Origin of the sequence: Aggregatilinea sp. (genome assembly GCF_036822615.1) — a bacterium.
Lineage (GTDB): Bacteria > Chloroflexota > Anaerolineae > Aggregatilineales > Aggregatilineaceae > Aggregatilinea.
This window is the reverse complement of record NZ_DAISHJ010000090.1, coordinates 1-21,177: the sequence shown is the minus strand read 5'-3', so window position 1 is coordinate 21,177 and position 21,177 is coordinate 1. Positions and strand designations below refer to the sequence as shown.

The window sequence follows — 21,177 nt, the reverse complement described above, 5'->3', positions numbered from 1 at the left end:
GGCTGCGGCGCGCTCTCGGGCGGCGCTTCGCCGTCAAGCTTGAAGCCCGTTTCGTGCGTGGGCAGCGCCTCGGCCAGATCACGCGGGACGAAGAGGAACGCCTGCATGCCGGTTTTGCTTTCGGCAAACGCACGCGCGATCAGCCCGCGATAGAACAGCGTCTCCGCGATGTTGGCGGGCTGCAAATGCGGCTTTTCACGGTCGCGCTTGCCCGGCCCCACCTGCCGGATTTCGCCAAAAATGCGGCTGAACTGCGCCTCCGGCATTTTGTGGTCGGACGCGCCGAGCAGCGTTTGCAGCGCGCCGCGCTCCTTGTCGTCCAGGCGGCCCCATTCACGTGCGGCGCGCGCCGGATCGAGCATGGCCGCGGCCAGAACCTCCGCCTGATCGTGCTTGGCGACTTTTTGCAGATCGACATCCCAGCGATGCGCGATGATCGCCAGCATGCCCGGATCATAATCGAGAAGTGTTGGCAGAATCTCTTGCATAGGTGGATACCCGAATGCGTCCGTAGGCCGGACATTTAGCTTACGGGCTGTTAGGGCTTGTCGCAAATTTTCAGACGGGGCGCGGCACGCCGGAAAACGGCGAGACGTAAAACGAGGGCGGACGCGCCGCGCCTGCCCTCGCCGTTGGCTGTTACGTCGACTCGCTGCGGATCACTGCGTGCCGATGGTGGAGCACCCGCTCTGCCACAGAGGCGGCCACTCGCTGTGCGGCAGGTGATAGTAGTCCTCGATGATACGGCGCGTGATCGGCGCGGACACTTCCGAGCCTTCGCACGAGTTTTCGACCACAACCACGATCGCGATTTCCGGGTTGTCCTGGGGCGCGAACGACACGAACCACGCTTCGGGCGCGGTCGTTTCGCCGCCGGTCTGGGCCGTACCGGTCTTGCCGCACACGATCGGCTCGTTTTCTTCCCAGTCGTACCAATCTTCGAAGATGAAGCGCGCCGTCCCGTTCGGATCGAGCGTGACGTCGCACATGGCCTTCTGGATCGCTTCGTACACGGACGCATCGAAGCCCAGGTTCGAGGTTTCTTCCGGCTGCATGGTATACACCGGCTCGTCCCCGATCAGCCCGATCTTGCTGACGAACTGCGGCTTATACAGCGATCCGCCGTTGGCGATGGCGGCGGTCATGCGCACCATTTGCAGCGGCGTTGCCTGGACGTCGCCCTGGCCGATGACCATGTTCAGCATCGAGCCGAGGCCCCACTGGCTGCCGTGCATTTGCAGGTGCGACGCTTCGTCGGGGACGAGGCCCGCGCCTTCCTGCAGAACGTCCTGCCCGGTGGGGGAGCCGAGGCCCATCAGCGTCGCGTACTTGAACAGACTGTCGGGGTCGTCGTTGTAGAGCGCGACACCCAACTCCCAGAAATACGGGTCGCACGAATAGGTCAGCGCCTTCTCGAAGTTGATCGAGCCGTGCGCGTTCGGGTAGTACCAGTCCGTGCGCGATTCCACGCCGTCGCCGTACTGCCCGCCGTACCAGATGCCGTTGCAGGTGCGCACGGTGTTGGCGTTGAACACGCCGCTGTCCAGCCCGGCGGCCATCGAGATGATCTTAAACGTCGAGCCGGGCGGAAGCTGCGCCTGCGTCACGCGGTTGAGCAGCGGGCGGCGCGAGTCGCTGTTGAGAGCCGAGATTTCCTGCTGGCGGTTGAAGGCGTTCGAGTTCGGATCGAACAGGGTGACGTCGAAGCTGGGATAGCTCGCCGACGCCAGGATTTCGCCCGTGTTCACGTCCATGACCACCGCTGCCGCGCCCGGCGAGGTCTTGGCCCAGGTCGGCGCGGCGAGGTCGTAGGCTTCCACGAACGCCTGCTGGACCCCGGCTTGTAGGTCGCGGTCGATGGTCAGGTAAATGCTCTGGCCCGGTTCCGACTCGCTGGACGCGATGGTGCGCAGCACTTCACCCGTTGGGGCGATGATGCGCAGCGTCGCGCCGATCTTGCCCGCCAGATAGGATTCGTACGATGCTTCGATGCCCGCCTGCCCGACCAGCGCGCCGTCAGGATAACCGAGCTTGGCGTATTCTTCCTGCTGTTCGGGCTGGATCTGGCCGACGTAGCCGATCAGGTGCGGGGCGAGGTCCTTATAATAGCGGCGCGCGCTGCGGGTATTGGTGTCGGCGTTGTCGTCGCCAATCGCACAGAGCTGGAGCAGCGCCTGGGCCTCGGTGTTATACGTTTCGGGATCGACCTGCCCGACCAGGAAGCGCGTTTCGAGCGAGAAGGCGGCGAACTTTTTCTGGATGTCGCCCGTTTCGAGCACCAGGATGCGTGACAGCGCCTGGATGCAGGCGTCCTCGTTGGTCAGGTCCTGGCGCACGATGTACAGCTCGACCATCTGGCCGTTCTGGTCCGCGATCACGTTGCCGTTGCGGTCGTAGATGTTGCCGCGCCCCGGTTGGTTGGCGTCCAGGGAGAGGCGCGCGCCCTCGGCCAGCTCCGCGAAGATGTCCATGCGCGACCACGCTACCCGCCAGCCTTCGGGCGTCTCGATCAGCCGCATGGTGCGTTCGGGATCCTGAACGTCGCCAAAGCTGGCCGTCTTGAACGTGACGTCGTACATGATGACGGCGGTCGTGCCCTGGCGCAGCGAGCTGTCGGTGTGCGTTTCCAGTTCATTGAGCGTGAGCTTGGTCGCCGCGTCGCTGTATTCGTTGGAGAACGATTCCAGCGTGTAGGCTTCGCGCGCGTTGGGGCTGATGAGCGAGTACATCGCTTCGTAGTCGCTCTCGCGCCACGCGCGCAGGAAGGTTTCAGCGATCTGCTCGGCTTCTTCCAGCGTGAGTTGGGCGGTTGGGTTCAGGCCGCTGCTGGAATCAAGCGATCCCAGGCTGACGTCGCCGCCACAGGCGGCCAGCACGATCGCGCCGACCAGACCCAACCAAAACACTATTCGTACGGTCCGCATCCACACAACCTCGTTATAAAACCAGGAGGCAAAGACGGCAGCGTTTTGCCCCCGATCTTTACCCCCCAAAGTGTCCATCGGAATGATGAGGAATGGTTTTTGACTCTCCACAGGCGCTCATTATACCCGCAATTCATGGCGCCGTCTAAAGCGATTGTGACGCCGCGCGGTGGTCAGCCCTGAGAGTGCTCGATGTCGCGGCGCGCCTCGATCTTCTCGAAAATCCGGCCAAAAGTATGGATGTACGCGAAATACGTCGCCGGTAAAGCGAGCACCACGCCGGTTGGAATGGCTATGCAGATCGCTTCCATTCCGATCATGATATCTCCAAACCCGCCACTTGCTACGCCTCCCAGGAGCGCGAAAAAGACGTGCTCAGCGGCCCACGTCGTGAGCAGGGTTATGACCGCGTACAGGACAAGCCAGATGGTGATTTCGAGCGAGAGCGAGAGCGCCGCTTTCATATGGCTTCTCCTGAAGCTGACCTCACAACCGGTTGAGCATGTCGGGATCGAGATCGCAGGCGGGATCGTCGGGATGCAGGCAGAGGCCCGGCGCATCTGGCGGCGGCTCCACGCTGAAGTCGCGCAGCATCGCGGCCAGGAGGCACAGCGGCAGACCCATCACGTTCGGATAGCAGCCGCGCAGCACGGCGACCGGGTGAAAGGCCGTGTTCTGGATGGCATAACCGCCCGCCTTGTCGAACGGATCGCCGCTAGCGATGTAGGCGTCCATCGCGGCGTCGGAATAGGCGCGCATGGTCACGTCCGTCAGCGAGACGTCGGTCAGGGCGCGCCCAGTGGCCGTGTCGAGCAGGCTGATCGCCGTGTATACCTGATGTGTCCGGTCCCGAAGCTGGCGCAGCATGAGTCGGGCTTCGTCCGCGTCGGCGGGCTTGCCGAGGATCTCCGGTCCGTCCGCGACGGTTGTGTCGGCGGCGAGGATCAGCACGTCCCCGTCCGTGCCGCGCGCGGCGATGGCCTGCGCTTTTTCGCGGCTGAGGCGCGCGGTGTAGTCGCGGGCGTGCTCGCCGGGGTGCGGGGTTTCGTCGATATCCGCGCGGGTGACGTCAAAGGGCAGGTTCAGCAGCCCTAGCATACTCCGCCTGCGCGGGGAGGCGGACGCGAGCAGAATCATTTTGGGAGCGGTGTCTGGTGTGGTCATTCGTGTGTTGGTATCCAGTTTTTGCCGGTCGATGGAGACGGAAAGGGGCGAGATCTGTCGCAGCCCCCGGCCCGACAGGGCTTGTAGGGGCGGGTTTCTAACCCGCCCTGGTTTTGTCCGGATTCAAAAGTTAAAGAGCATTGAACTGCCCCTATAGATACACGCGAAAGGGGGATTTATCCCCGCATTGGGATGACGAGATCGTACGGGACGTCGGTCAGCGTTTCGAGGTCGCCCGCCGGGTTGAGGTAGACGGAATCCTCGACGCGCACGCCGTAGCCCTTCTCGGGATAGTACAGGCCCGGTTCCAGCGTGAACACGTTGCCCGCTTGCAGCGTGTAGTTGTCGGAGAAGGTGGGGAACCAGGGCGCTTCGTGCACGTTCAGGCCGATGCCGTGCGCCAGCGAGTGCACGTAGCCCTGCTGCGTGCCGGGCGTGTTGAGCACGGTCGGATGGCCGAGTGACTCGAAATATTCGCAGACGAGGCGCTGCACGGAGCCGGTCGATACGCCGATTTTGCACGCTTCGGCGGCGCGCCTGTACGCTTCCATCGCCGCATCGTACGCGGCCTGCACGTCGTCGGGCGCGTAACCGAAGCACCACGTGCGCGTCATGTCGTGGTAGTAGCCGCGCGGCTCACGCGGGAACAGATCGAACACGATCGATTGGCCGAGCTTGACCGCCTGCGCGCCCTCGCCCCGGCTGTGCGGCACGCCCGCGTCGCGCCCCTGGGCGAAGATCGTCACGCCGCCGTCTTCCAGGTTGCGCTCGGCAAGCTGCACGTGCAAATACTGCTTGACGTCGCCAATCGTCAGCGGCGATCCGTCTACCTTGACGATGGTGTCATCCGCGCCGCCGTGCCCCGCGATCCAGTCGCGCACGGCGCACGCGACTTCGCTGGTGCGCTGCGCCACGTCGCGCAGGGACGCCAGCTCGTCCGCGTCTTTCGTTTCGTACGCGCGGTCGAAGATGTTGCCGCGCACGTCGTCCGTCACCAGCTCGACCAGATCGCCCAGATCCTGGCTGATCACGCGCAGGGTCGTCAGCGCCGCGTTGAAGTCGCCCACACCGTAGATGCACAGCTTGCCGCGCACGCCCAACTCCTCGAATACGCGGCGATACCACGTCGCGCGGAAGGCTTCGTTGGGATAACGGTGCTCGCGCAGCAGCTCGCTGTAGCCCAGATCCTCGATGTTGTACACCTTCAGCCCGCTCCGCGCGGCTTCGTCGATCTCCATGCCGTTGGCGATCAGCACGGGGGCCTCGCCGCGTTTTTTGATCGCCATCGCGGACGTATTCGCGCCGTTGGCAATGTAGGTACGGTAGGGATCGTACGTCTCGTCGGTCGGAATCAGCAGCGCATCGATCCCGCGCTCGTGCATGAACCGGTCCAGGTCAGATTTCATGATGGAAGCTCCTCAACTGGGGAAATACGCGATCAATCGGAATCGCCGCTGCGCTCTCGAATGCGCAGGAAGAACTCGATCAGCACCAGGCTGAGCGCCAGGAAGAACGCGATCACGGGGTTGAGCACGCGCGGCATTTGCAGCCACGCGCAGGCGACCACGAACAGCCCGACCCAGATGCTCTGGCGCAGCAGCACGCCGCCCGCCGGGGGCGTGCCGCCTTCACGGGTGAAGCGTATGTTCAGGAAGCGCACGAAGGGCAGCACGGTGCCCGTCGTGGCGACGTAGAGCAGCACGAAAAACAGCCAGCGCGGCAGCGAGGTCGGCAGCGTGGAGGTGACCAGAATCCACAGCCCGATCCAGCCCACGGCGGCCATAATCAGGGCTGCGGCCATCACGCCGCGATGATCGGGGCTGGCATCGTCTTCGGAGATCAGGATCTCGGTGTCGTCATTCATGGCCCGAATTATAGCACCGGGGAAAAGAAGTGAAAGCGGGCGAGGAAATGGGCGGGGGGTGTGAGGAATGCAACCGTGTAGGGGTAATTCAATGCGCGTTTACAAAATGATCCAGTCATCACCGCGACCTCACCCCCGGCCCCTTGTTACCCATGTCTCCAGTCTATACATCAAGTTGGAGAGGGGAGACAAACACAGCCCGGAGTCCGTAGGGGCGGGGCTTGCTCCGCCCGGTCTTGCTGACGGCGGGCGGGGCTTGCATCGCCCCTACGAAGGACAGGGTCGTCTATCGCGCCGCTGAATGCTTAACTTGCTGTAGATGGGGCAATTCATGAATTGCCCCTACGGGGCACGCCCGAGACCTGAACCGGCAGCGGGCGGAACACATCCTGCCCTTACGCGTTTTTCTGCCGTCGTGGGGATTTCCGCTACCCAGCCGCGACCGGCTGCGTATTTGTGATGGACTGACCTCCAATCTCTGCCTGTCTGTGGCGGGTTGCCTATGCGCAGCATTAGAATCTTCGCGTCAGGACGCGAAATTTGCGAGACTCGGTATGGTATAATGCGGGGGCTGGATTTTCCCTGCGTAGGTTAAAAACAGACAATGGCACTCCTAAGCGCAACCAATGTCGCCAAGTCTTTTGGCGCAAATGACATCTTTGCGGGCGTCACGGTGGAGATCCCCCACGGCGCGAAGATTGCAATGGTCGGGCCGAACGGCGCGGGCAAAACTACGCTGCTCCACGTGCTGATGAAGCGCGAGGAGCCGAGCGAGGGCATAGTCACGCATATGAAGGGGCTGACCGTCGGCTATCTGCCGCAGCGCCCCGACCTGCCCGGTGGGCGGACCCTGTGGGACGAGATGATGACCGCCTTTGCCGTTCTGCGCGAGCGCGAAGCCCGGCTGCACGATCTGGCCGACTCGATGAGCGAGGCCAGCGGCGACGAGCTTGACGCGATCATGGAGCGGTACGGCCAACTGGAGCACCAGTTCGAGGACGACGGCGGGTACATGTACGAAACCCGCACCCGGCAGGTGCTGCAAGGGCTGGGCTTCGACGCGGACGACTACGACATGCCGCTGTCGCACCTTTCGGGTGGGCAGCAAACACGCGCCCTGCTGGCCCGTCTGCTGCTCGAATCGCCCGATCTGCTGGTGATGGACGAGCCGACCAACCACCTCGACATCAACGCGGTCGAGTGGCTGGAAAGCTTCTTGAAGACGTGGCCCGGCTCGCTGCTGGTGGTCAGCCACGACCGCTACTTTATGGACAGCGTCGTGACGACTATCTGGGAAATGGACTGGGGCACGGTCGAGTCCTATCGCGGCAACTACAGCCACTACCAGATCCAGCGTGCCGACCGGCACGAGCGCCTGCTGCGCGAATATGAGGCCCAGCAGGAGTTCATCGCCAAAGAAGAAGACTACATCCGGCGCAACATCGCCGGGCAGAACACCGCCCAGGCCAAGGGCCGTCTGCGCCGCCTGGAACGGCTCAAGCGCGACGCGCTGGTCGTGCGCCCGCGCACGGAGCAGCACATCCGCATCAAGCTCAAGGCGCAGCTTCGCAGCGGCGACAAGGTGCTGATGACGTACGGTTTGCAGGCGGGCTACGAGCGCAATCACCCGCTGGTGACCGTGCCGGACATCACGCTCTACCGGGGCGAGATCGCGGCCATCATCGGGCCGAACGGCGTCGGCAAGACGACGCTGCTCAAAACGCTGCTGCACGAGCTTGCACCGCTGAAGGGCAGCGTGCGGTTGGGCGCGGCGGTGGAGCCGGGATACTTCGCGCAGGCGCACGAAGGACTGAACCCGGATCGCACCGTGCTGGACGAGCTTCTGACCGTGCGCGACATGCAGCTCAGCGACGCGCGCAGCTATCTGGCGACATTCCTGTTTACGGGCGACGACGTGTTCCAGCCGATCCGCACCCTGAGCGGCGGCGAGCGCGGGCGGTTGGCGCTGGCGAAGCTGTCGCTGGCCGGGGCGAACTTCCTGCTGCTGGACGAGCCGACCAACCACCTGGATATTCCCAGCCAGGAGATCCTGCAGGCGGTGATGGCCGGGTTCGACGGCACGATCCTGCTGGTCAGCCACGACCGCTACCTGATCGACGCGCTGGCGACCCAGGTGTGGGACGTTCAGCCGGACGGCATGACGGTCTTCGAGGGCAACTACCGCGAATATGTCGTGGCGCGCGAAGCCGCACGACAGGCCGCGCGCGATGAAAAAACTGCACCGCAGCGGGCGGAACTGGCATCCGGCAAAAACGGCAGGCCGAGCAAGCCTGAGGCGGAGCGCAAGAAGCATCTGGCCCAGATCGAAGCGACGATTCACGCGCTTGAAACGCGGCTCGCGGAGCTGGAAAGTGACGCGGGCAAAGCCAGCCAGGCCGGAGAAGTGAACCGGGTCCGCGAGCTGGGCGAAGCCTACACCGCCGCTCAGGCGGATCTCGACGCCGCGCTGGCCGAATGGGAATCGCTGCTGGCCTGATCCCAGCCGCATCTCGTTTCTGCGACAATCGATCCGGGGCGGATTCACATGCCGCCCCGGATGGTTACGTACTTACACGTACCTCCATTCTCTGCCCGGCGGGGAACGGAGCCGGGGACTGGGGGAATTCTTCCCCGCGCCACCCGCGGCACGCTTTTGGCCGCGCCCTTTCACTGCCCCTCCATTACGGACCCTATCTGATCCAGGAGAGACCGAAATGACCGGAAGCGCGCTTGTCAGCATCGCCAGCATTGCCGTTCTGGGCATCGGAGCGCAGTGGCTTGCATGGCGTTTGCGCCTGCCTGCGATTTTGCTCCTGCTGTTGGGCGGCTTTTTCGCCGGACCGCTCACAGGACTGGTCAACCCCGACGAACTGTTGGGCGACTCGCTGTTCCCGGTTGTATCACTGGCCGTGGGCATCATCTTGTTTGAAGGCGGCCTGACGCTCAAGCTGGACGAACTGCGCAACCTGCGCAAAGTGATCTTCCTGCTGATCAGCGTCGGCGCGCTGGTGACCTGGATCGTCGGGACGTTCGCGGCGTACTGGATCGTGGGAATGACGTTCCAGTTGTCGCTGGTCGTCGGCGCGATCTTCATCGTCACCGGGCCGACGGTCGTGCTGCCGCTGCTGCGCCAGGTGCGCCCGCGCGGGCAGGTCGCGGCGGTGTTGAAGTGGGAAGGCATCCTGATCGACCCGGTTGGCGCGACGGTGGCCGTCCTGGTGCTGGAAGGTGTGCTGGCCGTCGAAAGCGGTGACGCGCCCCACCTGCTGCTGCTGGGCGTGGTCGAGACGATGGTCATGGGCGCGGTGGTGGGCCTGATCGCGGGCATCATTCTGGTTCAACTGCTCAAGCGCTTCCTGATCCCCGACTTCCTGCAAAATCCGATTTCGCTGATGTTCGTCGTGGCGGCATTTACGCTGGCCGACGAGATCATGCCGGAGGCGGGTCTGCTGGCGACGACGATCATGGGTATTTATCTCGCCAACCAGCACTCCGTCTCGGTCAAGCACATCGTGCAGTTCAAAGAGGACCTGGGCATCCTGCTGCTGTCGAGCCTGTTCATCGTGCTGGCGGCGCGGCTGCAAACCGATACGCTGTCCAACCTGGGGCTGCGCGGTGTGGGGTTCCTGGCCGTGCTGATGCTCATCGGACGCCCGCTGGCCGTGTTCATCTCGACGCTCGGCTCGCCGCTGACGTGGAGCGAGCGCGCGTTTACGGCGATGCTGGCCCCGCGCGGTATCGTGGCGGTGTCGGTTGCGTCACTGTTTGCGCTGGAACTGCACGAGGTCAACTATGCGGGCTACGAGCAGATCGTACCGCTGACCTTCCTGGTCGTCGTGGGAACTGTCACGATCTACGGCCTCTCGGCGGGACAGTTGGCGCGGCTGCTCAAGCTCAGCCAGCCGCGCGCGACGGGTATCCTGATCGTCGGCGCGCAGGCCTGGGTCTGCGATCTGGCGAAGGCGCTGATGGATGGCGGCTGCTGCGACGACGTGCTGCTGGTCGATTCCAACTGGGATAAGGTCAGCGCGGCCAAACTGGATGGCCTGTCGGTGATTTACGCCAGCATCCTGTCGGAAACGGCGCTGAACGAGATCGACACCAGCCGCATCGGGCGGCTGCTGGCGCTGACGTCGAACGACGAGGTGAACTCGCTGGCTGCGCTGCGCTTCGCGGATATGTTCGGGCGGGCGAACGTCTTCCAGCTTCCGCTGCAAAACGCGGAAAAACGCCGTCACGACGTGTCGCTGGATCTGCATCTGGTGGGCCGGTCGCTGTTCGGCAGCACGATCACCTACAGCTACTTGCAGCGCCGCTTCGAGCAGGGCGCGGTGATCAAGATGGTCAAGCTCACGCGCGAGTTCCCGTATGAAGCCTTCCGCCGCTTTTACGGCCCGACGGCGGTTCCGATGTTCCTCGTCGAGGAATCGGGCAAGCTGACGGTCCTCACGGCGGACAACGGGACCACGCCGCGCGCGGGCCAGACGCTGATCGCGCTGGTCGATCCGGTGGAGGAGCCGCGCGACGCCGACGCGATTCCGGCGGACGCGGGCATGGCGCTGCTGCGCTCGAACGGCTCAGCCACAATTCGTCCTTAACACTTTTGCAATGCAGCGCGAACTATGCTTTAATTACGGTTGTCTGCATTGCGGGCGCAAGCTACAATGATCCCACCGAGCAAGTGACGTGCATACTGTGGAGGGCACCGTGAGTGGCTGGGAAAACAAATATGTGATCGGCCTCACGGGCAATATTGCGACCGGCAAAAGCCTGGTCCGGCGCATGTTGGAACACCTGGGAGCCTACACAATCGACGCCGACAGCCTTGCGCATCAGGCGATGGCCCCCGGCGCACCGGCGTATAAGCCGGTCGTGAGCATGTTTGGCCGCTGGATTCTGGAACCGGATGGACGCATCGACCGCAACAAGCTGGCCGCCGTCGTCTTTTCGCATCCCGAAGCACTGGCACGCCTTGAAGCGCTGACGCACCCGATCATCGGGCAGGCGATCAGCACGCTGATCAAGCGCTCGCACCACCGCGTTATCGTGGTGGAGGCGATCAAGCTGCTGGAAAGCGAGATCGCCGGAATGGTCGATACCATCTGGGTGGTCAACAGCAGCGAGCAGCAGCAGATCGAGCGCCTGATGGGCAAACGCGGCATGACCGACGAGGTCGCGCGCAAGCGCGTCCGGCTTCAGCCGCCTCAGGCTGATAAGCTGGGCCGCGCCAACGTCATTATCGATAACAGTCATAATCCCGAAGATACCTGGAAGCAGGTCCGCGCGGCGTGGTCCCGCATTCAGGGCGCCGCCGAAGAAGAAACGGCTCACTCGCTGATTCAGCGCGTCGAGGTGAAGCCCGCGCCGCGTACGGCAACTGCGCCTGCCGAGCAGGGCAAGATGACCATCACATCGATGGATATCGTGCGCGGCATGGCGCACAACGCGGACGTGATCGCGCGGCTGATCCACCAGCGCACCGGCTACGAGCCGTCGCGCCAGGAAGTGATCCGTGCCTTCGGTGAAAAGTCGTACATGCTCGCCATGTCCGACAGCACCGCGGTGGGCATGGTCGGCTTTTTGGTGGAAAATCTGGTCACCCGCGTGGACGAACTCTTTGTCATCAAGGACGCCCCCTTTGCGCCGGTTGCCACGGCCTTGAGCCAGGCGGTCGAGAGCGCCTCGCGCGATTTGCAGAGCGAGGTCGGATACGTCTTTTTGCCAAATGAGGCTTCACAAGAGATGATCCAGGCGTTGGTTCAGCAGGGATATGAGCGGCTGGAGATGGACGAGATCAAAATTCCCGCCTGGCGAGAAGCCGTCCGCGAATCGCGCCCAGCCGGAACCATCATTTTGTCCAAGAAACTGCGCGCCGACCGCGTCCTCAAGCCGCTTTAGGGTCGTGAGGACGTGTAAGGCGTCCACCCGAGTACAAAACGAGGCGAGCCGTGGAACGTATGCGAACACAACCGGGGATTGGGCCAGTGGTGCGGCTCATTGAGCGCTGGCCGCGCCTGGCCGCATGGATCGTGCTGGCGGTCGGCTGCATCGCGCTGCTGGTTTACGAGGCGCGCGATGTGGGTCTGACGGCGGGCAACTGGATCGCGTTGATCGTGGCGACGGTCGCCGTAGCCGGGTTGTGCATCTGGATCGTGAGCTGGGAAGACAAAGAAGACGAAACGCCCGGTGCGACGGACGTGCCCGCCGAGCACGACGTTTAGCGCCTGACGAAACGAAGCGAGTCAACACACGCCCGCCGAGGGAATCTCCTCCGGCGGGCGTTTTTGTGTATGGGTATGCCGTAGGCGGGAATTCTGCGAGGCGCATCGCAATATGCCCGGCATGTTGCCCCCCATCCCCTGGCCCACGCAAGCGGAGGGAAGGGGAAAACAGAACGTACGGCGCTACCCGGCTTTTCTCTAACGGACGGAGCAAGCCCCGCCCCTACGGATCGTGCGCGGTTTTCGCTGAGCGCTATCCGCGAACGGCTGCCCCTAATAGACGTACTGGTCTTCGAGTTCCTCGCGCAGCCGCAAATAGCTGTCGTAGCGCGCTTCGGTGATCTCGCCTCGCTCGACGGCGGCAAGCACGGCGCAGCCCGGTTCGTGGGTATGGGTGCAGTCCTGAAAACGGCAGTGCGCCACATGCGGCGCGATCTCGACGTAGTAGCCGTCCAGCTCGTCCGGCTCGACGTCCCACGGCGCGATGGCGCGGATGCCAGGCGTGTCGGCCAGATAGCCGCCCGCCGACAGCGGGACCAGCTCGCTGTAACGCGTCGTGTGGCGGCCTTTCGTCGTCGCACGGCTGACGGCGCTCACCCGGCGGCCCAGGTCCGGCTCGATGGCGTTCAGCAGGCTGGTTTTGCCCACGCCGGATGGCCCCGTGAAGACCGAAATCTTGCCTTCCAGCACGTCACGCAGCGCCTCGACGCCTTCGCCGGTTCGCGCGCTGACGGTGTACACCGGGTAGCCGATCTCGACGTAAGGCGCGAAGGTCGCTTCGATCTCAGCCCGGTCGTCGCCCAGCAGATCGATCTTGTTGACGCAAATGCGGATCTCGGGGATGGCGGCTTTTTCCGCCGCGACCAGGAAACGGTCGAGCATGCGGACGTGGGGGGAAGGCTCTGCGGCGGCGAAGACGAACACCGCCTGATCGGGGTTGGCAATGATCACCTGCTCGCGTTCCGCCGAGGTGCCCACCGCCGACGACGGGGCCACGCGTGACAGCACACGCTCGCGCGGCTCCACAGCCAGGATCGCGCCCGTGCCGTCGGACTGCGGCTCGAAGGTTACCCGGTCCCCGATGGCGACCAGATCGGTGTCACGATAGTCCTCTTTCAGCCTGCCACGAAGCTGGCATACGACCGCGCCTTGCGGCGTATCGACGGTGAAGAAGCCGCTTTGCGTGCGGATCACTAACCCTGTTTGCTGTTCTGACAATGCCGGTTCCTCGCTCTAGCCTGGTGCTGCGGATTGAATGGGAAAATAAAAACGCCACGTCTCATCCGTGGCGCAGGAACCAACATCTCTCAGGTGACGGCAACGTCAGCCCGCGAGCCTCCTGGCAACGGATAAGGCACACAGTCGAGTCAACACAAGGTCTGTTTTCATCGCTGCGCTCCTTTCCTGAAACGTCGAAATAAACCCGATCTGGCCTTTGCCAGCCGCCTCCCAGCATAGCACGAGGCGCGGGTTAAAGTCAACGGGCGCAGCGGCGCCAAAGGACCGCTGCCAGCGCAGTCAGGTGGTCGGCGCGGGCAGATGATGGCGTCGATACGGATCCCAGGCCCGAATGAACGCGAGGCCGAGCGCCGACAGGAGAAACAGCGTGTTCAGCACGAGCAGAGCGTAAAGCTCAAGAGGGTGGCGCGCGCTCAGGTAGAGCACAACCACGTACCAAATGGGCACGATGCCCTCAAGCGCCGCCGCCGCTGCAATGCTCTTTGCCGCTAAACTGCTGGGGGTGAGCAGAACCCAGGCTCCCAGGAGGACCAACCCGCCGCCGCTGAGCAGCATGCCCGCATCCCTGAGCAGAAACCCCACGCCCTCGACGAGATCGGGCGCGTCCAGCAGAGTCAGCGCCGAGGCTGAGGGGGCGAGGCCGAGGTCCAGGATTAAAATGCCGGTCAAGCCGATCCCTAGCCCGCCCAGGACGATTTTCATGGGTGTAGTGACGTCGCAGTTGAGACGCCACGCCGCCAGCCGTCCGGCCACGATTATGACGTAGAGCGCCAGTAATTGGGCCAGGGCATGGTCAACGGCGTAAAAAATCCGGCTTGGGGCCGAGCCGTCCGCCCAATCCGGCATCAGAAACTGCTGCGGAAGATCGAAATTCTCAACCAGCAGCAGCACGCACGCGAGCGCCGCCATCAGGTAGTGACGCCGGTCGTGGTGCACGTCCTTGAAGCCGCGCGCCACCGCTTGCGGATCGCCGAGGGCGGCCAGCGCCTGCTGGCGAGCAACGCCGGAAGGCACACCCTGCCGGAGGAGGTCGGCGGTCGTGTCCTCGAAGTGGGCGGTCAATTCCGCCCGAATGGAGGCCGCCCAGCGGGGCGAGACGCCAAGCGTCGCCCGGTCGAGCCACTGATCCAGGGCCGTATCGGGGGGCGCGCCGCTCATGAGGCACTTCCTAACAGCAGGTTGACGGCCTGCGAATACCGCTTCCATTCGTCGGTCTGGCGGGCGAGTTCGCGCCGTCCGGCTCCGGTCAAACGATAGCAGCGTCGCAGCCGTCCGCCGACTGTTTCTTCAAACGCTTCGATCAGGCCGCGCTGTTCCAGATCGTGCAGGATGGGATAGAGCGTCCCCTCTGCTACACCTAACACTCCCTCCGAACCCTGTTTGATGTCCTTGAGGATAGTGTAGCCATGCCTGGGGCCAGTCGAGAGTACGTGAAGGATCAGAAGCGGGAGATTCCCTTTAATGTTCATGGCGATACCTCGAATCACGATGTATCTGTGTTAAGAACAGCATATATCGGATTCCGAGGTATGTCAACGCATAGAGAGGCGCGCGCTGATGCGGGGTGCGTCGCTTCGGACCGGCCCGGATGTAAAAAGGTTTATACGAAACTTGACAAGAACCGGTGGAATTCGGTTACAATAGAAGTGTCGGCAGCCGGGAGGCTGTTTATGACGCGCATCATCCCATAACCCCGTCTGTTCATTATTACAGGCGGGGATTTATGTTTTTAGCCCTGGTTACGGCGCTGTTATCGGCGTCATCAGCCGGTAGACCTGCGCGCCGTCGTTGTCGTACACCAGACGCAGGTATGGCGCGGCGCTGACCGGCGTCTCCAGATAGGACGCCGCTTCGGGGATCGGGGAGCGCCAGCGCAGCGCGTCGTCCAGGCTGTCGGGATTGCCGAAGACCTGCGGGACCAGCACGTACTGCACGCGGAAATCGGCCAGCAGCGCGGCATTGGCCGGATTGGACGGATCGCGCCAGAAGGCGCGCAGCGCGACCTGCTCCGCCTGCGATAGCTCGTCACCCTGGAAAAACGGCTGAGGCCGGTAATAGATCGTGTCGCGCTCGCTGATGACGGGGGCCCAGTCGCCTTCCTGCGGCCCGGGATGGTTCAGTACGCGCGCATCCGCTGGGGTGTTGTCGCGCAGCCACTCCATCGCGTGGACGTCCGCCTGCGACGAAAACGCGCCGTAAAAGTTCACCACGTCTTTGCTGGCATCCAGCAGCGGATCGAAGTACACGATTCCAGCCACCAGGACCGCCGCGCCCAACACGATCACGGGCATCGCCAACCGCCCCACAAGCCGGTCGATACGCTCCCGCCCGAAGACGGCAGACAGACCCACCAGCGCCGATCCGCCCAGGATGACGTAGGGGATGATCGGGCCGTGCCACGCGAGGCTGAAGGGGTAATCGTACTTCAGCAGCGGCTCGACCAGATCCGGGAAGGTGCGTTCGAGCAGGCCGGTCGTAGAAAACTCCACGATACCCACCATCCACACCATGCCCAGCCACTGCGCCGGGGTGCGCTCGCGCAGACCCACGCCGACCCCGATCGCCGCCAGCGCCACGACGATCCCGCCGTGCATGAAGACCAGCGTGCGCCAGTGGTCCGGATCGACGGCGAACGGCGATTCGATGTCCGCGCCGAGCAGATCGCGGATGCTGAGCAGCCACGGTGTGACGATCAGCAGGGCCAGCGCCGGGACCACGGCGGCGATCACGGCCCAGCGCGCAAACGACGGGCGCGGGTGGGCCAGCACCAGCACCAGCAGCCAGGGCACGTAGCCGATGATCAGCGCGATGGTCGTGTCCGGCTGGGTGAGCGGGACCGCCGCCAGACAGGCCGCCGCCGCCAGCGCGCGCAGCCAGCCGCCTTCTTTCAGGAAGCCGAGCACGAAGATGAGGAAGGCCAGCGAAAAATCGAGCGCCAGCAGCGCGGTATAGTGCGAATCGAAAAACGCGGTGACCATGCCGATGCCGATCACCGACGCCAGCATGAACGCGCGCCCGGTGCGGCGGTCTTCCAGCTCGCAGCCGAGGTCGTAGGCCATCCACACGAACAGGACCGCCGTCACCGCGCTGAACGCCACTTGCAGCGTCTGGATGCCCAGATCCAGCCGCGCGCTGAGGTGCGCGATCAGGCCGGGATAGGCGGGCGAGTAGAGGTAGCTGATTTCAGGATGCCAGGAGGCGAGGGTGGTGTAGTCCTGGCCGTCGCGCAGCATCAACGCCAGATAGCCGAAGCCCTGCGCGTCGGTGTCCAGCGGCACGGGCAGCGCCCACACAACGACACCAAAGACGGCCACGATGAAGAACAGGAACGCATAATCATGCCCGGTGGGCCACTGCCAGGGCGCGTCCGGCGCGCCGGTGCGATTCTGCGGCGTGCTGTAATGCACCGCCGCCGCCAGCGCCGCCCCCGCGATGAGGATGAACATGCCCAGCCAGGCCGCGTCGCCCAGACGCGGCAGCCACCCGCCAATAGGGGCCAGCAGCCAGGTCGAATCGACGACCAGGGCCAGGAACAGGCCCGCGCCCAGCCCGATCCGTGCGCCGCGCGTTGGCAGTATGGAGGCGGCCAGTGCGCCAATGCCCAATAAAATCGCGGCCGGCACCAGATAGGCCAGGACACTCATCGAGTTGCTCCTGCGCTTGAAGAAATGAAGACCATCCCGCCCGTTTTCCCGCCTGGGATGGACTGCTCACCGGCAAGGGGACATCCGCTTACAGATAGCTGCGAATCACGTCCACAAGCTGCTGCGCGCGGTGACGGTAGGTGTGTTCCTTCAACAACCGTTCACGCGCTGCCCGCCCAATGGTACGCCGGGCTTCGTCGTGACGCAATAACCAGTCGTAGCGCTCGGCGGCTTCTTCCGCGCCGTGCACGACGATCAGCTCTTTTTCCGGCTCGAACCACGTCTCGATGCCCTCGTACGGGTTGCACACCATACACGCGCCCAGCGCCGCCAGCTCGAAGGGGCGCGCGCTGGACGAGGCGAACACGGAGGCGTGCGCCTTGCGCGTGATGACCAGATCGAGCTTGCTGCGGCAGGCGTATTCGCGCAGCTTGCTAAACGACAGGTACGGCAGCCGCTCGACCTCGCCCAGCTCACCCAGGTTCGTGCCGCGCACGGCGAAGCGGCGATCCGGCAGGGCGCGTTTGGCGTCGCGCAGCATGGCGTCGATCCACTCCGCGCGGTACTCGCGCCCGTGGCCGTAGAAAAACACGTCTACGTCCTGCGCCACGTCCAGCGGTGCGAACAGGTCGGGGTCCGCCGCGTAATAGAGCGCGTGCACGTCGCGCGCGCCGAGCGCTTTCAGCGCGTCCGATCCGCCCAGGCTGTTCGAGAAGAAGGCCGTGTATTCGGACGGATCGGCGTCCTGGTAGATGCGGAAGCCGCTGGCGAAGCCGCGAAAGGTCGGCAGGCTGGCGGGCACGTCGCCGTCGTAGAAGAACACCGGCTTGTTGTATTTTGTGGTGATATGCTGCGCGAGGCCGGAAATGTGGTTGAGCGGCACGGTGATCACCATCACGGCGTCTACGTCCGGCTGTTTCGCCAGCAGGCGATCCGTGGCGTGCATCCAGCGCGGCGCGATGATCGTCTGCGCGATGCGCCGCACCGCCCGGTCGGAGAGGCTTTCGCCCTCGACCTGCGTCCCGGCGGCCTGGGTCTGGCGCGTGCCCGTCACACGCCGGATCGTGTCGCGCCCGGCTTTGAACAGATCCCCTTCGCGCTGGGCCGGGTTAGGCGCGGCCTGCCACCAGGGCGCTTCGATCGCCGGCCCCTGGTATGGCGCGGCGATGACCTCCACGCCGATCTCGTACAGCGCCTTGAACAACTGCCACCACGAGGGCGTGGCGCTGAAGGGCTGCGTCAGGTCCAGTGACGACACGATCACGAACAACTTCATAGGATCTCCTTCGCGCCGTCCCGACTCATTTTGCGCGCCGCGCGATGGCCCGCTCGTAGACGGCCAACATCGATTCAGTGTAGTGCTTCAGCGTGAACTGCTCGCGGACGCGCGCCTGTCCTGCTGCCGCCAGCCGCGCGCGCAGCGATTCGTCGGTCAGCAGGCGCGTCAGGCGGTCGGCCAGCGCCTCGACGTCGTAGGGATTGACCACGAAGCCCGTCTCCCCGTCGATCACGACTTCCTGCGCGCCGCCAAAGCACGTTGTCACCGGCGGCGCGCCCGCCGCCATACCTTCGAGGTTGATCGTCGGGAACGAATCGAAGCACACCGAGGGTGACGCGACCACGTCTGCCAGCCCGTAGGCCGCGGCCAGATCGGCCCCTTCCAGCCAGCCGCCGAGCACGATGCGGTCGGCCAGATCGGGGTTTTCGGCCAGGACCTGATCGGTATAGGCCGAGGGACGCGCCAGCACCAGCAGCGACACTTCCGGCACGGTTTGCCGCACGCGCCGCAGAGCATCCAAAAGCTGCGCCGTGCCTTTTTCGCGGCTGAGCCGCCCGCCGAACAGGATCACGCGCCGCCCTTCCAGCCCGTAGCGGTGGCGCAGGTGATCGATGCGCGCGGGCGTGGTGGCGAACGATGCAGGATCGAGGCCGTTGTGCACCACCTCGAACGGCGGCAGGTGGTTGGCTTCCAGCGCGTTTTTCAGCGCGCCGCTGACCGCGATGCGCTCGTCGGTGTAATACGTCATCGTGTGCCGGATCGACAGGTTGCGCGCCGGGTTCCAGCGGAAGCGCATCTGCCGCCAGTTGTAGCCGAATGGCAGACGATAATCCCAGCCGTCGCGAAGATCGGGCCGGGTGGGGTCGATGAAATGAGTCAGCTTGGCGTAGGCGAAGGGCATCACGTCGTGTGCGGTGAACACGGTCGGCACGCCGATCACGTGCGCGATCACGAGGCTGTGATAGCTCAGGTGCATGCTGATCGAATGCGCGTGCACGATATCGGGACGCAGCTTGCGCAGCAGCGGGTTGAGCGGCGCGACGGTCAGCGGGTTGAACAGGCTCAGCCATGCGGCGAACCGTTCGGGATAGTCGGAGCGCAGCACGTGCACGGGGGCGCTGTTGCGCGTCTCAATGCCCGCATGGTCGCGCGCGGTGGTGATGAACGTAACCCGGTGCCCTTCCCCGATCAGCCCATGCCCAAGCTGCCACGCGATCTTGCCCGCGCCGCCGGGGCTGTCTGGGGGGAGGGTATCACTCAGAATGACGATATGCATGATAGTCGTTAGTAATCAGTGCTTGGTTGTTAGTTAAAGCCAGACAGAGACGGCAGCGCGATGTCGAAGGGCAGGATCGCATATTGTACCTGCTAATGGAGCCGCTGTTCACCCAATCGCCCGCGCTTTCCACTAACACCTAAAGACTAACGACTAAAAACGACCTTTCGCAAGCATAACACACCCGGCGGCGCGTGTCAGGGGAGACAGCGGGCGTAGAGGGCGCGCACGCGCTCGGCTACGGCGGACCAATCCTGCGTCTGCGCATAGCGGCGGCCCGCCGCGCCCATCTCCGCGCGGAGATTCGCGTCAGACAGCAGGCGGGTGATGGTGTCTGCCAGGGCGGAGGCGTCGTCCTGCGGCACGAGCAGCCCGGTTTCACCCTCGATCACGGCTTCTTCCACGCCGCTGCCGCGCGTCCCGACCACTGGCAGCCCGGCGGCGGAGGCTTCCAGAAACACGAGTCCGAAGCCCTCGAAGCGATCCCCGACCGACAGCGACGGCAGCGCGAAGACGTCCGCGTGCTGGTACCAGCCGAGCAGCGCGTCTTCGGGGATCTGGCCGGGCAGATCGACGGCATCGTCCAGGCCGAGCGCCGCGATCCGCGCGCGGATCTGCGCCACGTAGGCGGCGTCGTGCCGCCCGGTGACGACCAGCCGCGCGCCGGGGATTGCTGCGCGGACCTGGGCCAGCGCCTCGACCAGCAGGTGTGTGCCCTTGCGCGGCTTGACCCCGCCGGAAGCCAGGATCGTCGGGCCGCGTTTGTCCGGCGTGGGCGCGGGGACCTGGAAGCGCGCGAAGTGCACGCCGTTGCGGATGGCGGTCATGTCGGCGCCGGGCAGCGCCGCGCGGACCTGCCCCGCCGTGTAGTCGCTGACGGCGATCAGGTGCGCGTGACGGTATGCGCGGCGGTAGAGCGCACCCACGCCGCGCCGCCGGACTGTCTGCGGGACGTAGGTGCCGTGCGCCGTCACCACCAGAGGCCGTTTGCCCGCGATCCACGCGCCGAGCGGCGCGTACGGCTCCGCGACGACGTGCACGATGTCGCAGCCCTGAATCGCGGCGCGCGCGGCGGGAAGCCCCGTCAGCAGGCGCGGCAGAAAGAATCGCACCGGGGGCACGAGCTGCGGCAGGGCGTCGCGGATTTCCACACCCTCGGGACCGGAGCGCGCGCCGCGCTGCGTGACCGCGACGACCTCCACGCCCTGCGTGGTCAATGCCGCCGCGAGGTCGTGCGCGTAGCGCGCCCAGCCGTAGGTCGGGTCGATTTCGGGCGTCAGGAACGCGATCCGCATCCCGCCTCCACAAATGCACGAATACGCGCCGCGCGTGCGTCCCAGGTGTAGTGCCCCACGTCGCGCCGGGCCTGATCCGCCAGCCGAACGCGCAGATCCGCGTCCGTCGCCAGCCGGGCGATCGCGTCCGCGAAGGCTGCCGCGTCGCCGGGCGGACACAGCAGCGCCGACTCGCCGTCGCGCACGACTTCCGCCGTGCTGGGCAGGTCGGAGGCCAGCACCGTGCAGCCCGCCGCCATGTACTCGAACAGCTTGATCGCGGAGGCGTAAT

The 21,177-nt window shown here is 64.7% G+C and carries 18 protein-coding genes; 4 read left to right on the top strand and 14 right to left on the bottom strand.

Annotated elements, in window-relative coordinates:
• The 6 genes from V7116_RS19220 to V7116_RS19195 all read right to left on the bottom strand — a co-directional run.
• The coding region (locus V7116_RS19220) for a hypothetical protein (protein WP_324393585.1) at positions 1–488 on the bottom strand (488 nt) is incomplete at its 3' end.
• A 171-nt stretch (positions 489–659) separates the two neighbouring features.
• Positions 660–2,924, bottom strand: coding sequence for a penicillin-binding transpeptidase domain-containing protein (locus V7116_RS19215; protein WP_324393584.1), 2,265 nt, complete (start codon positions 2,922–2,924; stop codon positions 660–662).
• Between the two features lie 173 nt (positions 2,925–3,097).
• Positions 3,098–3,388, bottom strand: coding sequence for a hypothetical protein (locus tag V7116_RS19210; protein WP_324393583.1), 291 nt, complete (start codon positions 3,386–3,388; stop codon positions 3,098–3,100).
• A gap of 22 nt (positions 3,389–3,410) precedes the next feature.
• The gene (locus tag V7116_RS19205) at positions 3,411–4,061 is read right to left on the bottom strand and encodes a Maf family protein (RefSeq protein WP_324393586.1); all 651 of its coding nucleotides are present in this window, start codon (positions 4,059–4,061) and stop codon (positions 3,411–3,413) included.
• A gap of 203 nt (positions 4,062–4,264) precedes the next feature.
• Positions 4,265–5,494: a M24 family metallopeptidase gene (locus V7116_RS19200; RefSeq protein WP_324393582.1), complete on the bottom strand. Its 1,230-nt coding sequence runs from the start codon at positions 5,492–5,494 to the stop codon at positions 4,265–4,267.
• A gap of 32 nt (positions 5,495–5,526) precedes the next feature.
• A complete protein-coding gene (locus V7116_RS19195) occupies positions 5,527–5,952 on the bottom strand; it encodes a hypothetical protein (protein ID WP_324393581.1) in 426 nt (141 codons plus the stop codon).
• A gap of 604 nt (positions 5,953–6,556) precedes the next feature.
• Here V7116_RS19195 and V7116_RS19190 point away from each other — a divergent pair.
• The 4 genes from V7116_RS19190 (at position 6,557) to V7116_RS19175 (ending at position 12,173) form a co-directional block, all read left to right on the top strand.
• Positions 6,557–8,449, top strand: a complete 1,893-nt coding sequence (locus V7116_RS19190; protein WP_324393580.1) for an ABC-F family ATP-binding cassette domain-containing protein — start codon at positions 6,557–6,559, stop codon at positions 8,447–8,449.
• Between the two features lie 217 nt (positions 8,450–8,666).
• A complete protein-coding gene (locus V7116_RS19185; protein WP_324393579.1) occupies positions 8,667–10,550 on the top strand; it encodes a cation:proton antiporter in 1,884 nt (627 codons plus the stop codon).
• Positions 10,551–10,659: 109 nt separating this feature from the next.
• Entirely contained in the window at positions 10,660–11,850 is a 1,191-nt protein-coding gene (gene coaE, locus V7116_RS19180) for a dephospho-CoA kinase (RefSeq protein ID WP_324393578.1), read from the top strand.
• A 59-nt stretch (positions 11,851–11,909) separates the two neighbouring features.
• Complete coding sequence (locus V7116_RS19175; RefSeq protein WP_324393577.1) at positions 11,910–12,173, top strand: hypothetical protein; 264 nt, start codon at positions 11,910–11,912, stop codon at positions 12,171–12,173.
• A 273-nt stretch (positions 12,174–12,446) separates the two neighbouring features.
• Here V7116_RS19175 and rsgA read toward each other — a convergent pair whose 3' ends face one another.
• The 8 genes from rsgA to V7116_RS19135 form a co-directional block, all read right to left on the bottom strand.
• Entirely contained in the window at positions 12,447–13,391 is a 945-nt protein-coding gene (gene rsgA / locus V7116_RS19170; protein ID WP_324393576.1) for a ribosome small subunit-dependent GTPase A, read from the bottom strand.
• 300 nt (positions 13,392–13,691) lie between these two features.
• Entirely contained in the window at positions 13,692–14,570 is an 879-nt protein-coding gene (locus V7116_RS19165; protein WP_324393575.1) for a permease prefix domain 1-containing protein, read from the bottom strand.
• Positions 14,567–14,881: a helix-turn-helix transcriptional regulator gene (locus tag V7116_RS19160; RefSeq protein ID WP_324393574.1), complete on the bottom strand. Its 315-nt coding sequence runs from the start codon at positions 14,879–14,881 to the stop codon at positions 14,567–14,569. Before V7116_RS19160 ends, V7116_RS19165 begins: the two co-directional genes overlap by 4 nt.
• Before the next feature lie 270 nt (positions 14,882–15,151).
• The gene (locus tag V7116_RS19155; RefSeq protein ID WP_324393573.1) at positions 15,152–17,056 is read right to left on the bottom strand and encodes a hypothetical protein; all 1,905 of its coding nucleotides are present in this window, start codon (positions 17,054–17,056) and stop codon (positions 15,152–15,154) included.
• 88 nt (positions 17,057–17,144) lie between these two features.
• Positions 17,145–18,332: a CgeB family protein gene (locus tag V7116_RS19150; protein WP_324393572.1), complete on the bottom strand. Its 1,188-nt coding sequence runs from the start codon at positions 18,330–18,332 to the stop codon at positions 17,145–17,147.
• A 25-nt stretch (positions 18,333–18,357) separates the two neighbouring features.
• Positions 18,358–19,611 carry a glycosyltransferase family 4 protein gene (locus V7116_RS19145; protein WP_324393571.1) on the bottom strand — a complete coding sequence of 418 codons (1,254 nt, stop codon included), beginning with the start codon at positions 19,609–19,611 and terminating at the stop codon, positions 18,358–18,360.
• Between the two features lie 197 nt (positions 19,612–19,808).
• Positions 19,809–20,906 (bottom strand): glycosyltransferase family 4 protein, encoded by a 1,098-nt coding sequence (locus tag V7116_RS19140; protein ID WP_324393570.1) that lies wholly within the window; start codon positions 20,904–20,906, stop codon positions 19,809–19,811.
• The coding region (locus tag V7116_RS19135) for a glycosyltransferase (RefSeq protein ID WP_324393569.1) at positions 20,888–21,177 on the bottom strand (290 nt) is incomplete at its 5' end. The genes V7116_RS19135 and V7116_RS19140, both read right to left, overlap by 19 nt.